Below are 15,419 nucleotides of genomic sequence, written 5' to 3'. Positions count from 1 at the left end.
TTACACGAAACAGGTGTTTGGTGAAGCTCCGTGGGGCATTGCCTTTTTTAATATGATAAATATAAAACGACTTCTTTTCTTTTTGGCCATCACGTTCAGTCTTGGCCTGACACAATGTACCAGCCCAATGGTAGAGCGTATTGTGCCCGTGGAAAAGTCGGTGGAGGATTATATTGCTGGCGCTGGCCTGGATTATCAGCAACAGGGGTCAGGATATTATATTAGCACAATACAGGCGGGCAATGGCACACCCATCAGTGTAAATAATGTGGTGGAAGCACGTGTTACCGTCTATGATTTAGAAGATCAGAAAATAGATGACGCCGTTCAGCGGTTTAGGGTAGGGCAGCAGGCTATTTTGCCCCTTGTGCTCGATGAGGCATTATCGACCTTGTCGGAGGGGGCTGAAGTGCGCATTTTGTTGCCTTCGGAATTGGCATGGAAATCCTTTCCGTTTCGGCAATTGCCTTCCAATTCATCCCTGAGGGTGGATGTTACCGTTACAAAAGTTTTTTCTGAAGCAGACTGGAAAGCGCAGGATTTAGAAAATGCCCGATTGGTCTTTGAGCAGGTGAAAGGAAATTTGCAGGAAGTAAATTTATCCAGCCGTTACTTTTATGCCAGCGAATCCACCATCAGTCAGCCCACAACAACTGGGCGGTTGAAGTGTGGTTTAGAGGCTGTTAATTTGGACAAAGAACAAGTAAGCCTGAAAAGCGATACAACCCTATATTATGACTCGGCCATAGAAAATAACTTGTTTGAAGGGCTTAATGATGCCTTTCTGAGCCTGGCGCCCAATGCCAAAGGTTATTTGGTGTTTCCTTCGGAACTGGCCTATGATGCAGGCGTTACTGTCGTGCCCGCTTTCTTGCGGGAGGAGTGTGCTGAAAATGGCATTATTGCTCCTTTATTTGCGGATTTAAAACCTTTCGGGTCGATTATCGTGCGAGTAGATGAATTCACTCCTAATGTCACCAACCCCCAAACTCCCTGATCAATGCGTAAATTACTTGTCATACTTATGGTATTCGCATTTTGGGGCGCCGTCAATCCTGAAAAAGCAGTGGCGCAGTACAACCTCTCGGATGTGTACGCCACCCGAACACCGATCAAATACAGTCCCTTTCGCAAAATATTAAATATGTTCTCCCTCGATGTCGGGGTGGGGTCAGGTCGAGCGTTTTATAATCAGGATTTAAGCGGTTACGATCTTTACTATCAGAACAATATCCCGATGCTGGGCTTGCCTCAGGAGAATGGCGGAATGGACAGTGTTGCATTTTCCAATTGGCTGACCGACCCTCAGCGGGTGGCGATCAACGGCAATACTGGCGCAGGAGGCAATTTCCCTGATATTCCCACACCTATTCAGCCCGGAGGAGGGATTAATACCGGCGTGATTGATTCGGCTGGTGCGGTTACTCATTTCCCCGCAGGCAGTTTTCCTGAGTTGGGGTATCGTGGGGTGGCAACGACCGTTCCCATTAACCTGTCACTCTTTTTCAATTACAAAAAATTTAGGGTGGGTTTAGGCTTTGAGGCCGAACACCACAAATTATCTTACCTGAATCCCTACAACAGTTACGATAGCCAAATTGGTAGTCATGTGGTGGATATCAGTACCTGGAACTTTAAATACAACCTGTTGCTGGGTTATAATTTCTTTGATTTTATGGGCTGGTCTTATTATGCCGAGCTGGGCATAGGGAAATACAATATGGGCAAAGCCTTCAATGAGGCGGTCAATCATCCAAGCATTGATGTGCAGTTGGCCATGCCGATGTATTATAATGTGTCGGAGTATTTCAGATTGTATGTGCGCCCATCTTATGAGATGCGCAGCTATAACACCGTTCTGCCGCAAACCACCTCAAGCATTAAAACCAGTCAGAATGGTTTTTCGATCAGCTTTGGGCTGAGTTTTACTTTCCCAGAAATCAAGCGTTGTCCTATTCCCAATTGCAGTACACAACAGAAGCATCAGCATGGCGACAGAGCTTTCAGGGGACAGCCAATTTTTTATCCCCAAGACCCGCAAATCGGGCAAATTCCCCAGTTTTATCAAAAACTCAGATGGAAGAAATTACCCCTGCGCAAAGGCAAAGGGAAGTCTTCCTCAGGCAGTAAAACAAATAATGCCAGCGACTATTCCAAAGATGCTGAGTAAGTTAGCCCGATAACCCTTAAAAATTCATCTCATTTTTCGATTTTTTGTATTTTGGTAAGATTATTGTTTAATCTTTGCCAATGACTTTTTATTCAAAATGAATGAATTTTATAGCCCTGTCCAACCTTTAACAAAGATCCCTGTTCCTCAAAAACTGATATTTTAAATTCTTGTTTAACATAATGTATCGGGGGTAAAAAAAGGTTCAAGAGCGGAAAACGCAGGAAAAAGGCTGATTTTACGAAAAATCGCGATTGAAGAGGGGTGGATTAAGATTTTTTTTCTTGAAAAAAGATAAAAGGGCGGCAGAATTTACTGCAAAAACGGTAGAATCTGTTATTTTTGTGAACCTCGTTAGAGGTAAGCATTATTTCATAAAGCGCTCCCAATTTTTTGGGGGAATCAGTATTTATTTTTGAATATGGCAAGAGGAGAAAATGAAAATATCATCCCTATTAATATAGAGGATGAAATGAGAGGCGCCTACATTGATTATTCAATGTCTGTAATCGTTTCTCGTGCACTGCCTGACGTTCGTGACGGCCTGAAACCCGTTCACCGCCGTGTCCTTTACGGGATGCTGGATCTTGGGGTAACTTACAATAAATCATACAAGAAATCTGCCCGTATTGTCGGGGAAGTTTTGGGTAAGTATCACCCGCATGGTGACTCATCAGTTTATGATACCATGGTGCGTATGGCACAGGATTGGTCATTGCGCTATCCTTTGGTAGACGGACAAGGGAACTTCGGTTCTATTGATGGTGATTCTCCTGCAGCGATGCGTTATACTGAGGCACGATTAAAGCGTGTTTCTGATGAGCTGTTGCAAGACATCAATAAAAATACCGTAGACTTTCAGCCAAACTTTGATGACTCCATGAAGGAGCCGTCGGTTTTACCCGCTCGTTTGCCCAACTTGTTGTTGAACGGGGCTTCTGGTATTGCCGTAGGTATGGCCACCAATATGCCACCTCACAACCTGACGGAGGTCGTGAATGGAATTACCGCTTATATCGATAATAATGATATTGAAATCAGTGAATTGATGACGCATATTACGGCGCCTGATTTTCCTACTGGTGGGGTGATTTATGGTTTCTCAGGTGTTAAATCGGCCTTTGAAACAGGACGTGGACGAGTAGTATTACGTGCCAAAGCGACGATCGAAACCATGAAGAATGGCCGCGAGCAAATTATCGTGACCGAAATTCCTTATATGGTGAACAAGGCTGCGATGATCGAAAAAACTGCCGCCCTTGTTAATGAGAAAAGAATTGAAGGTATTGGTGATATTCGTGACGAGTCTGACCGTAAAGGTTTGCGCATTGTTTATGAATTGAAAAAAGATGCGGTATCGAATATCGTTCTCAATAACCTTTATAAATATACTGCACTTCAGTCTTCTTTCGGTGTCAATAATGTGGCTTTGGTAAATGGCCGACCACTGACGTTGAACCTGAAGCAAATCATCAAGTATTATGTGCGCCACCGTCACGATGTAGTGGTTCGCCGTACGCAGTATGAATTGGCAGAAGCGGAAAAACGTGCGCATATCCTTGAAGGATATTTGATCGCTTTGGATAACCTTGATGAGGTTATTCGTCTGATCCGTGCTTCGCGTGATCCTGAATTGGCCAAAGCATCATTGATCGAGAATTTCTCGCTTTCAGATATTCAGGCGAAAGCCATCCTGGACATGCGTTTGCAGCGCCTGACAGGTCTTGAGCGTGATAAGATCAATAATGAATATGCAGAGCTGAAGAAAACCATCGATTACTTGACTTCAATTCTGAATGATGAAACCCTTCGTATGGACATCATCAAAGAGGAATTGGCGGAAATTAAAGAGCGCTATGGTGATGAACGTCGCACTGACATTGTTCATTCTGCGGATGATTTCGATGTGGAAGACTTTATCCCGAATGAAGAAATGGTTATCACCGTTTCCAACGAGGGCTATATCAAGCGTACTTTGTTGTCGGAATACAGAACACAAGGACGCGGCGGGGTAGGTTCGCGTGGTGCATCTTCTAAAGAGGATGATTTCACCGAGCTGATGTTTGTGGCTTCGGCACACAACTACCTGTTGATCTTCACAGAGATGGGGCGTGTATTCTGGAAAAGAGTGTACGAAGTGCCTGAAGGTTCAAAAACTGCCAAAGGCCGTGCAATTCAGAACCTGATCAATATTGAGCAAGGCGATAAAGTTCGCTCGATTGTCAATGTGAAGGATCTCAAGGATGAAGATTATGTGAATAACAACTTCCTGATGATGGTGACCACCAAAGGGGTGGTGAAGAAAACCATTCTGAGTGCTTACTCTCGTCCACGCCGCGACGGAATCAATGCCATTTCTATTAATGAAGGCGATCGTCTTTTGGATGTAGCCCTTACTTCAGGAAATGATTACATCCTGCTCGGTACACGTGCTGGTCAGGCAATCCGATTCAATGAAGCGGATGTTCGTGCAATGGGACGTAATGCCACTGGGGTTCGAGGAGTTACCTTGGCCAGTGAGGATGATTGCGTAATCGGAATGGTTCCTGTAACGGATGCTGACAATGCCAATGTACTTGTAGTAAGTGAAAATGGCTATGGTAAACGTTCATTGGTTTCTGATTACCGCGTAACCCGCCGTGGTGGTAAAGGGGTTCGTGCGATGAACGTTACTGAAAAAACAGGCCAGTTGGTGGCGATCAAGCAGGTGGAAGATTCTGACGACCTGATCATCATTACTAAATCTGGTATCCTGATCCGTATGGCTGTTGAAGGCTTGCGTGTAATGGGACGTGCAACGCAGGGAGTGAAATTGATTCGCCTGCAGGAAGAGGATGAAATCGCTTCCGTAGAGCGCGTGGAGCAATTGGAGGAAATGGAAGTGCTTACAGAAGAGGGGGCAGAGGCCACCACTGAAGGCGCTGCTGAAACTCCTGTAGAGGATGCTCCTTCAGCAACTTCTTCTGATGAAGAGGAAGAAACAGAAAATTAAATCGACTATTCTATAATTTATTTACAACGTTATGAAACGATTATTTGTGACGGCAATGATGGTAGCTTCTATGAGCGCCGTTTCATTTGCTCAAGTAACAAAAGGTTCTTCTACTAAAGCACAGACTTTGCTTACTGAAGGTAAAGTGGATGAAGCAAAGACAGAGATTGACAATGCTTTCTCTTACATGCAGGATCAGGTAGAAAAAATTACGGCGAAAAAAGGCGCAGAAAAAGCGGCAAAAAAAGCTCCTAAGGCTAAAGATTACTTGGCTAAAGGTAAAATCTATACTGCTTTGGCGCTTAAAGATACTGCAAATATCGACGAATCACTTTTGAAAGAAGGTGTGGCGGCTTTGCATAAAGTAGATGATCTTGAAAAGCCAAATTCAACTTACCCTATTATGGCTGATCAGACGATTGAGTCTACTTGGGGAGCGATCTTTAATCAAGGAGCGACTGCTTACGGTGCTGCTGATTACAAAACGGCGGTAAAATATTTCAACCAGTCGAAAATCATCAAAGCGGATACTACTGCTTTCTTGTACTCTGCAATTGCCGCTTCTCAGGAAGGGAGCATGCAACAAGCCACTTTGGATAACTTCAAAGGGTATATCGAAGCGAAAAAAGCATTGAATGATACTGCTGACATGTTGTATTATCAGCAAGTGATCTATTTGGAAAAATCTTTCAAAGAGGATTACCAAGCTGCTTTGGATGCTGTGAATGCTGCACGTGTTTACTACCCAACGGATAAAAACATGATCCAGGAAATGGTAGGCTTGTACTTGAAATTGGAGCAGCCTGATATGGCGATCGAGAAAATCCAAAAGGAAATTGACGCTGATCCAAAGAACGAAGTTTTGTTCTATGACTTGGGTTACGTTTATGACCAATTGGCGACAAGCGCTAAAAAGAATGAGGATAAAGAGGCAATGACAGCCTATTCTGCTAAAGCATTGAAAGCTTATGAAGATGCTGTTGCGGTTAATCCTAAGTATTATGATGCAGTATTTAACATTGCTGTAAACCACTATAACACTGCTGCTGCAACTTGGAACGAAGCCAACGACATGTCGATGGACGAGTACCGTAAGCGTGGTGCTGAAGTGGAAAACAAAGCAAAAGAGCAATTCCGTAAGTCTTTGCCATTTTTCGAAAAAGCTCGTGAGTTAAAGCCTAACGACAGAATGTTGTTGGAGACTTTGGCGGGTACTTACCTAAAAATTGGAGATAAAGCGAAAGCTGCGGAGATTCAAAAGCAATTAGAATCAATCCCTGAATAATCATTTGATTGATATTCATCAATATTTAAAAGCCTGAACTTTCGAGTTCAGGCTTTTTTTATGTTTTTAAGAGGCTTGATTATCAGTCGGTAAGCGGAAAGTTGAAATTTTTTAGAGGAAAAACGTATCTTAATTTTATTTTAATACGTTATAGCATCCGACCTAAATTTATTGTTAATTTAGAACGATATTAAACAAACCACTATACCATATTCAACCTTACAAAAATGACAACTCAACTTTTCCTATTCGGCCCACTGACAGAAACTGAAAATCAACTATTGGTCTTTGGTAAGAAATTTCAGCATAGATCTGCCACCCTGGATAATTTTACGATCTGTTGTGACGAGCAAACGAATAAGCAGTTTTTACGCCCAGCACCGAGCTGTGCCGTTTCAGGCATTGTCGTCGAGATTGAGCCTAAAGAAAGACGGGTGATGGAACTCTGGGAAGGCAAAGCTTTTTCTTCTGCTGAAATACTGAAAGTGAAAACAGGCGGCAGCGCAGTAGAAGCCATTGTCTATATCGGCCTAAAGGATGGTAAACCGATCGAGGAAGGACAAAGCCAGAGATTACTCAACAAAAATATTGACTTTAAAGGGATGGATTTGTTGTCGTGGTATAAAAACGAAAAATGCCAATCTGTTTAGAACAAATAGGCATTCTTGACCCAATAAAGGGATCGCGCTATTAACGAATTTCCTTCAGGGCGAAAAAGCCTGTCAGAAGCAATAAAAATGATTTTACAAGCTCAAGGGAGAAATACCAAAATTCAAGGGTGCTTTTCCCATGGGCAATCATTTTTAAGGAATCGAGCCAGTAACCGCTAATCTCTGGCAGGAACCGAATACTCTGGAAGATCAATATCAGTACAATCAGAATATAAGTCCAGAAAACTTTCGCTTTAGGGATCGCAAAAAAGATGCTCACCGCAAAGACAATCGCCAGATAAATCTCCATTTTATTCAGACTGGTAAAGACCATTTTCCCTGCGCCCATCAAATCCACCGTCAGGTCCGCTTTCATGGCTTTTGCCGATACAGTATTATGAACAAATGAAAGCCCGATGATCAACCCCAACCATAAAAATGGTATTCCAACGCGCAACTCTCTTCCAAATCTTTTCAACTGATTAATCATGGTAAATAAAAATCGAATGTCAAATCTTTCATGCATTTAAAGTGCCCTTTCGGACATTTCTTTAGCCCTGATTTTGAACAGGGGCGACATGATAATTTGTTATTTTCAAAAACAAAAAACTTCGTACCGTAGGGGTGGAAGTTATTGGGAACTGTCCCGCCCCAAATGCTGTAAATAGTCTTTTTGAATGCCGCCGCAATGTGCGTAAGTCCTGTATCATGGCCAAACACGTAATCGGCGTGTTTTACCAGTGAGGCGGACTGATTCAAACTGAACTTTCCACAGCCGTTAAAGATAACGGTTTTTTTGCCTAATTCCTTCAATCCTTCCTCATATGGTGCATTATGAGGCTGTTTTTTGAAAAACTCCTCCAGGCGCTCCCCATTTTTCTGATCTTCGGGCCCACCCACTAAAACAATCGGCCGACTGATCTTATCACATAATTCAACCATCTTCTCAAAGGGAAGAATTTTTGTGAATTTCGTGCCACCAATCACATAAGCAATATAGCCTTTCTGAAACTCCTCAGGGAGCCACTCTTTTTCCACCTCATCTTTTTCAGGAATAAAATAATCCATTCCTTCCTGATCATTGACCACACCCAAGGGGCGTACCGCATCCATATACCGATCTGTTACGTGAACATTCGGCATATAATTGATCTGAAAATTAGTGTACAGGAATCGTTTAATGCGAAGCTTGTCATAAGTAGAAGAAGGGGCATTGAGCGCCCACTTGATGCGTGCCGTCCGCAGGTTATTATGTAAATCCACAATAAAGTCGAATTCCTCCGCTTTCAGCTCGGCGATCAAGGGTTTCATGCTGCCATCCAGCAGGTGAAGCTTGTCCACATAGGGGTTGGTCTCCATCAGTGCTCTGAATCCTTTTTTGATGGCAAAATGGACTTTTACTCCCTTAATTTGCTGTTTCAGGCAGCGAACCACGGTAGAGGTCCAGGCGATGTCACCAATAGAGGAGAATCGGATGACCAATATTTTCTTGATATTTTTTTGATCTATGGACATATATTTATTGAATTCTGGATTTTCGTTCCGCAAAGTATGCCGCCACCTCTTCCCGCGATTTTGCATTGAAGGTGTCTTTGATGGTCAGCCCTGCTTTTTTGGCCACTTTCACCCCATAACGCATGTCATCAAGGCCAGTGGTTACGTGTGCGTCTGGGTTAATGGAAATCATGACACCCTTGCTGACGGCATAATTGACCCACTGCCAGTCGAGGTCGAGTCGCCATGGATTGGCATTAATTTCAATGATTACCTGATGTTCGGCACAGGCATCGATAATACGCTGGTGATCGATCGGGTATCCCGCTCTTTTCAATAGCAATCGGCCAGTAGGATGTCCCAGCATTGTGGTGTAGGGGTTTTCTATGGCGCGAAGCAATCGGTTGGTGGCGGTTTCAAGATCCATTGACAGGTTGCCATGAATAGAAGCAACAATGAAGTCAAAAGTTTTTAATATTTCTTCAGGATAGTCAAGTTCGCCCTGTTGAAGAATATCTGATTCAATACCCTTGAAAATTTTGAAATCTTTGAAGGAGGCGTTGAGCTCATCGATCTCGGCCTGTTGTGCCAAAACGCGCTCGGTACTCAAGCCATTGGCATAAGCGGCCGTCTGGCTGTGGTCAGAGATACCGATATATTTCCATCCTTTAGCGATACAATAGTCTGCCATTTCCTGCAGGCTGTTCATGCCGTCAGAATAATGGGTGTGGTTATGTATTGGCCCTTGTAATGCTGCTGTGGTTATAAGGTCTTCGGCCTTGAATTGTTGCGCCCATTCCCACTCATGGGTTCCATTTCGCATCGGCAATTGAATGAATGGCAGTTCCGCCGCTTCGTAGATTTGCTGCTCATTTTCAAAAGTCTTTTCTTCCAATACCATTCGAAGCGATTGACCACTCTTTCCTGCTTTGTTGAGGTGTTGCGGCATGGCGGTTCTTTTGAACTTTTCAGCAACAAAATCAGCCTGATTCACAAAATGAATCGTGGTCGGTAAACTGATACCCGCCACTTTGCCCCGAAAAGTAAAAGGCCCAGAGGTTTTAGGCGCTTCCGTGAAGTCTTCATGCGCTGTTACCTGCTGGTGTGTACTGATGGGCGTCAGGGAGCCGATCAGCATTTCCAGTGCACTGATCTCTGGCAGGTCCATTGCGAAATCGCCCACCAAAGCGATAGAAGCTGTCGGAAGTATTTCCTTCACCTTTGCCATCAGGCGCTCGGCAATAGGTTCGGCATCTGCCCAATGTTCCTTAAAATGATTTTCGGTCCAGAAAATGGCAGACTCACGCAGCGATTCAATACTTTTAGCACCAAACCCTTTTGCTTTGGCCAGTCGGCCATCATCACAGGCCAGGATAAGGTCCTCGGGCGTGGTAATGTTGCTGTCCATCCACAAGGCCATAATTTTTTTTGGTCCCAGGCCTTTGAGCTGTGCCAGGTCCAGTATGCCTGCGGGCGTTTTGTCGATCAGTTCTTCGAGCTTATCGAAAGTCCCTTTTTCAACGATTTCCATCAGGATGCCTGCAATATTTTTACTCACCCCCTCGGTGTTGAGCAGTGTTTCCGAAGACCACTCTTCAAGCCAAAGTACGCCATTGTCAATCATCGAGATGATTTTTTGATAGGGGCGCAGCGAGAAAGAATTTCCTCCGTGGACTTCTTTAAGGAGGAGGTATTTTTTTAGTGGCGAAAGGATTTGCTTTTTGGTCAAGGGACAGAAATTTAGAAATAAAAAAAGCGGTTCTACTGAGGGTCAAAATTAAACAAAATCGCACGCTAAGAAAACTACAAGGGGCTCTTTTGTTATTCATCAATAGGATTATTTCCTTCATTGGGGCAGATGATATGTAATAATTTTAGTATATTTTATTAGTCAACCTGTTAAACAAGAAATTCCTTAGATGATGATAAAACGCTTTTTAGTCATTTTGCTGTGTATAGCCGTAGGTGCGGTCGGTGCTTTTGCGCAAATACGGAAGGTTGCCGAGATCGAGGCCGAGCCCGTCGAGCAGGATGCTTTCTATCATGTATTTGATAAAGGCGGCAGCAGGCTGTATTTCTTCAAGAAAAAACCCCATAAGTTTCGCGATAAAAAAGCTTATTGGGAAATTCGTGAATACGGGGAAGATCTTTCCCTGATAAATCAGCAGGGCTATTTTTTACCTGTTGATCAGGAACTGGTGGGGTATGATGCCCATGATTCCGCCATGTTTTTCATGTTTACTGATGATACAGAATATGTCCGCGACCTGAAATTATACCGATTGCCCTTTGATAGCCCTCAGCAGTATCAGGAATTTAATATTGAGCTGCCCTTTCAGTTGGTGATGTCCCATTATGAATCTTTGGGGCATCATGTGATTTTGGCAGGACAGGTGAATGATAAGAGTGTCGTTTGCCTTTTTGATCTTGCCTCAGGTCAGCTGAAGGTGGTGCGGAACCATTATCATTCCAAAAATCGACTACTCGACCTGACGGTAAATGAAGAGGATAAAACCTTTAAAACCATCTCGGTGCATCGGGAGCGGGCGCACAAATACAAGGCCAGTGTCAATGTTTTTGATGAGGAAGGGCAGGAGCTTATCCGTTATTCTTTTGTGGTTCCTGAAGGTCAAAACCTGATGATGGCCAAAGTGGTCGAGCTGCCTAACCTTGACCAGCTGCTTGTGGCAAGCTATGGCGACAGTGGCAGTTCGATGCTTGATTTTTCCGCAGGGGTTACCGTCGCCCGACTTTCTGCAAGTGGCGAGCATCAGATTAATATGATTCCCTTTGCGCGTTTTGAGCATTACTTTAATTATTTGCCAGAAAAGCAGGAGGTGAAAATGAAGCACAAGCAGCAAAAGAAGAAAAAGGCCAGAAAGGAGATGAACCTTTTTAAAAAAATGCGCCTTTCCTATCGTGCGGGTACAGATGGAAGCCATGCTTTTTTTGGGGAATTTTTTTACCCCACCCTGAAAAACAATACCAATTTCAGTGGCTTGCAGGAAGTTATTATGAAAGAGCAGGTTTACGTTATGACTCACGCACTGATGGCGGTTTTTGATCAGGAAGGCAACTTTATGTGGGACAGAACTTTCAATTATGAAAATTTTGAAATGCCCGCCATTACGCAAGTTGGCGCTTTTGCCTATGAGCAGGGGCATAGTGCCGTGATGGCCTATCATGACAACAATGAGCTGGTCAGTGAACAGATCGATTTAACCGTGGATTCGGCTCCGTCGATAAAGGAGCGGTTTTCTTCTTTGCCGCAGGATTATAAAGAAGATCACAGGAATTTTGGTCACCTGTACCCCTGGCTAAATAAATCCTTCTATCATTTTGGGCTGTATTATCCTTTGGGCGGGGAGAAAAAAGCACATTTATATTTACAGAAATATCTTTGGGTGCCGCAGGAACTGCCACCACTGAGCGGCCCCTAAAGTGCGAAGTGCCAGCAGGAACGGTGGTGCTTTTTAGCGGTGCTGGTTCGTGTAGTGGGCAAAATGGGATTTTTGCCCTTTTGGACGGGTGTCGAAAATTCCCAATCTTTAATCGGTGAAGGCTTTGAATTCCTGCCATCGCCTTATTATATTTGCTTTCGCTATGAACAGACGTAAGATATTCAGTAGTGAATTGTTGGATATTACTATCCAGCGAATGACTCAGCAACTCATTGAAAACCACGGTGATTTTGAAGATACGGTAATCCTTGCCCTTCAGCCCCGTGGTGTTTTTTTAGCCGAACGTCTGAAGACGTGTTTGGAGGATAACATTGGTAAATCCGTCAAACTTGGCTACCTCGATATCACTTTCCATCGTGATGATTTCCGCCGTCGGGAAAAACCCCTGCAGGCCAATACCACCCATGTTCCATTTCTTATTGAAGGCAAAAAGGTGATCCTTGTGGATGATGTCCTCTATACGGGCAGGTCTGTACGCGCCGCTTTGGATGCCATGACCACCTTTGGGCGCCCAGAGGCCGTCGAGCTTGCCGTGCTGGTCAATAGAAAATACAATCGCGATTTGCCGATTGAGCCGAACGTAGTGGGAAGGCACGTCAATACGGTGGCCTCTCAGCGGGTAGAGGTAGAATTGAAAGGAGAGAACTTTAGCGAGGACTCTATTTGGCTTACGGAAAAAGAAAAAAACCAAGATTAATGTCACAACTTAGTACGAAACACCTTCTGGGAATTAAGGATCTGACACCCGAGGATTTACACTTGATTTATCAGACCGCCGATCAGTTTAAGGAGGTAATTAACCGCCCCATAAAAAAGGTGCCCTCCTTGCGAGATATTACCATTGCCAATATTTTCTTTGAAAATTCCACCCGTACACGACTCTCCTTTGAGTTGGCAGAAAAACGACTGAGTGCTGATGTTGTGAATTTTTCAGCAGGAAACAGCTCAGTGAAAAAAGGTGAGACCCTTGTTGATACGGTGAACAATATTTTGGCCATGAAAGTGGATATGGTCGTGATGCGCCATTCGAGCGCTGGAGCGCCCCATTTCTTGTCAAGACACATCGACGCCAATATTGTCAATGCTGGAGATGGAACCCACGAGCACCCCACTCAGGCATTGTTGGATACCTTCTCGATTCGTGAAAAATTTGGTGATGTTGCAGGCAAGAAGGTTTGCCTTTTTGGTGACATCGTTCATTCAAGGGTGGCGTTGTCGAATATCTTTGCCTTAAAAAAATTGGGTGCGGAAGTGATGGTCTGCGGACCCAAAACATTGTTGCCAAAATATGTGCAGGAATTGGGGGTGAAAGTTGAACTTGATCTTCGTAAAGCCTTGCAATGGTGCGATGTGGCCAATGTACTTCGTATTCAGCTTGAGCGTCAGCAATTGAAATACTTCCCTTCGCTGCGGGAATATTCTCAGTTTTTTGGCATTAACAAACGCTTGCTGGATTCTTTGGACAAGGAAATTTTAATTATGCATCCAGGGCCAATTAACCGTGGGGTAGAGTTAAACTCTGACGTGGCAGATTCTGATGCGGCGATCATTCTTGATCAGGTAGAAAATGGCGTAGCGGTTCGTATGGCTGTGCTGTATCTGTTGGCAGGAAGAACTTAATAGCGTGATTAAAGCTTAAATTTGGAGCAGGTTGGTGAAATTTAACACGCTCTAATGAATAGCATTGAATATGAAATAAGCACTGACTTATAAAAAAAGAGGCTGCGGAAGGGATAACTTCTGCAGCCTCTTTTTTGATGGCGATTTCCGATCAGGGAATAATATTTGTTAATGATTCCTCGGCGTTTATGGCCAAAATCTCTTGCAGGTTATCCATATTCAGTGGCTTGGAGGTAAATCCCTTGACGCAAGCGAAATTTGTCGACCGAATTTTATCTTCAAAATCAATCGACGAAGTCAGAATATGAATTGGGATGGCAAAGGCCAGCTGCTCATAGTGTACTAAAAACTCCCAGCCGTTCATTCCTGGCATGTTTAAATCCAGGACAATCAAATCGGGGAGTTCGGCACGGTCATGAAGTTGTTTCAATGCTTCTTTGGCACTGAAAAACGACGTGATGCTGAGCTCAGGATTATAAAGCTCCACCATTTTGGTAGATATTTTATGGTGCAGGGCATCGTCATCAATCATCCAGATGTTGGTCAGCGCATTCATGTGCAGGTCCTTAAACTGAAAAGGCTTCCGCTCTTTGTTCAGCAGGTCGTTCAGCTCATGAATATGGTCATCAAGTCCCTGTGCACTCTGAAATAAAAGGTTGACATTTTCATCTTCAGGCTGATCTTCAAGCATAATCTGTACCAGGCCAATAATACTGCTCAGCTTTGCCCGTACTTGGTGAGAGTTGATGAACTGGTACTTCCGCAGCTGTTCATTTTGCTTGGAAAGGCTATCGTTCAGTTCCTGAAGTTTTTCCTGGGTGTGGATATTGTCGGAAATGTCTTTGACAAAAACAGAGCAACCGACAATTTCACCATTGTTGTAAATCGGGTTGTAACTCGCTTCAAAATAGGTTCTTTCATATTTTTGGTCGCCATAGACCTGAACCACACTATACTGTTCACCATCCAACGATCTTTGAATGTCTGTTTGAGCCTTAATATGGTCGCCATTCACCCGCATATAGCTAAGGATATTTTCTCCAATTTCGATATCCTTACCATAAATTTTCTTCATTGTCAGATAATGATTTCTGTTAAATTCAGTATAACAAAAGTTATTATCTAAAGAAAAAATGATATCCTGCGTACTTTCAATAATGCTTTTTATGTTGCTTTCCAGTAGTTGCTTCTCCTCCTGCACACAGGATTGTGATGTAATGGGGGTGAACTGTAAGCAAAACAGATGGTCAGAAATACACTTATACTTAATATATATATGCGTAAATGGTGGTTTACGATTAAAATTAACGGTATGTGTACCTTCTGATAATTGACTATTCTGGTTAATTTTTGTAAATAATACAGGTAACTCCTGCTCAAAATAGTCGCTCAGACCATCGTCAAGCAGCTCGGAGGCACTTTGGTTGCACAGCTGTATTTTATTATTTTCAGGTTGATATATGATGGTGGGTAGAGGCAGTACATCAATGGTAGTAGCCAAAGATTCGATTAAAAATTCCTCCTTCATAAAACAAATAATTAGATGTGATGATATTTCATGCCGCAATATAGTTTAATTGAATAATTAATTCCGATTAATTTTTAGCCAAAGCGTATAAAAATGATCTACGGAAAACGATTGCTGAAAAATTCCGATGAATTTATGTGTCTTAAATTGCAAATTTCATAAATCAAAAGCAGGTTTGAATATCTTTTTGACCAAACAACTCTCCGTATGTTAAGAAAA

Annotated in this window: 12 protein-coding genes; 8 read left to right on the top strand and 4 right to left on the bottom strand. The window is 43.3% G+C overall.

The features are described 5' to 3' along the window. The first annotated feature begins 52 nt into the window (after window positions 1-52). The 5 genes from AABK40_RS07625 to AABK40_RS07605 all read left to right on the top strand — a co-directional run bounded on the left by AABK40_RS07625 (window position 53) and on the right by AABK40_RS07605 (window position 7,097). Window positions 53-997, top strand: a complete 945-nt coding sequence (locus AABK40_RS07625) for an FKBP-type peptidyl-prolyl cis-trans isomerase (protein ID WP_338396657.1) — start codon at window positions 53-55, stop codon at window positions 995-997. Between the two features lie 3 nt (window positions 998-1,000). Beyond that, entirely contained in the window at window positions 1,001-2,170 is a 1,170-nt protein-coding gene (locus AABK40_RS07620; RefSeq protein ID WP_338396656.1) for a hypothetical protein, read from the top strand. A gap of 421 nt (window positions 2,171-2,591) precedes the next feature. After that, on the top strand, window positions 2,592-5,162 hold the full coding sequence (gene gyrA / locus AABK40_RS07615) for a DNA gyrase subunit A (protein WP_338396655.1): 2,571 nt from the start codon (window positions 2,592-2,594) through the stop codon (window positions 5,160-5,162). Window positions 5,163-5,193: 31 nt separating this feature from the next. Continuing rightward, window positions 5,194-6,447 (top strand): tetratricopeptide repeat protein, encoded by a 1,254-nt coding sequence (locus tag AABK40_RS07610; protein WP_338396654.1) that lies wholly within the window; start codon window positions 5,194-5,196, stop codon window positions 6,445-6,447. 227 nt (window positions 6,448-6,674) lie between these two features. Beyond that, a complete protein-coding gene (locus AABK40_RS07605) occupies window positions 6,675-7,097 on the top strand; it encodes a gamma-glutamylcyclotransferase (protein ID WP_332919258.1) in 423 nt (140 codons plus the stop codon). 40 nt (window positions 7,098-7,137) lie between these two features. Here the strand turns inward: AABK40_RS07605 and AABK40_RS07600 are convergent, their stop codons facing one another. The 3 genes from AABK40_RS07600 to AABK40_RS07590 are packed head-to-tail and all read right to left on the bottom strand — an operon-like array spanning window position 7,138 to window position 10,320. Next, entirely contained in the window at window positions 7,138-7,575 is a 438-nt protein-coding gene (locus AABK40_RS07600; RefSeq protein WP_338396653.1) for a hypothetical protein, read from the bottom strand. A gap of 8 nt (window positions 7,576-7,583) precedes the next feature. Further along, a complete protein-coding gene (locus AABK40_RS07595; protein ID WP_332919260.1) occupies window positions 7,584-8,612 on the bottom strand; it encodes a glycosyltransferase family 9 protein in 1,029 nt (342 codons plus the stop codon). A 4-nt stretch (window positions 8,613-8,616) separates the two neighbouring features. After that, entirely contained in the window at window positions 8,617-10,320 is a 1,704-nt protein-coding gene (locus AABK40_RS07590; protein ID WP_338396652.1) for a DNA polymerase/3'-5' exonuclease PolX, read from the bottom strand. 190 nt (window positions 10,321-10,510) lie between these two features. Between AABK40_RS07590 and AABK40_RS07585 the strand changes: the two genes are divergently transcribed. From AABK40_RS07585 to AABK40_RS07575, 3 genes are all read left to right on the top strand, one after another. Beyond that, on the top strand, window positions 10,511-12,031 hold the full coding sequence (locus AABK40_RS07585) for a hypothetical protein (RefSeq protein ID WP_338396651.1): 1,521 nt from the start codon (window positions 10,511-10,513) through the stop codon (window positions 12,029-12,031). Window positions 12,032-12,194: 163 nt separating this feature from the next. Next, window positions 12,195-12,749, top strand: a complete 555-nt coding sequence (gene pyrR / locus AABK40_RS07580; RefSeq protein WP_332919263.1) for a bifunctional pyr operon transcriptional regulator/uracil phosphoribosyltransferase PyrR — start codon at window positions 12,195-12,197, stop codon at window positions 12,747-12,749. Then, entirely contained in the window at window positions 12,749-13,672 is a 924-nt protein-coding gene (locus tag AABK40_RS07575; RefSeq protein WP_338396650.1) for an aspartate carbamoyltransferase catalytic subunit, read from the top strand. Before pyrR ends, AABK40_RS07575 begins: the two co-directional genes overlap by 1 nt. A gap of 151 nt (window positions 13,673-13,823) precedes the next feature. Here AABK40_RS07575 and AABK40_RS07570 read toward each other — a convergent pair whose 3' ends face one another. After that, window positions 13,824-15,200, bottom strand: a complete 1,377-nt coding sequence (locus AABK40_RS07570; protein ID WP_338396649.1) for a response regulator — start codon at window positions 15,198-15,200, stop codon at window positions 13,824-13,826. Between the last annotated feature and the right edge of the window lie 219 nt (window positions 15,201-15,419).

It is taken from the genome of Persicobacter psychrovividus (assembly GCF_036492425.1).
GTDB lineage: Bacteria > Bacteroidota > Bacteroidia > Cytophagales > Cyclobacteriaceae > Persicobacter > Persicobacter psychrovividus.
This window is presented reverse-complemented; position numbering and strand designations above follow the sequence as displayed.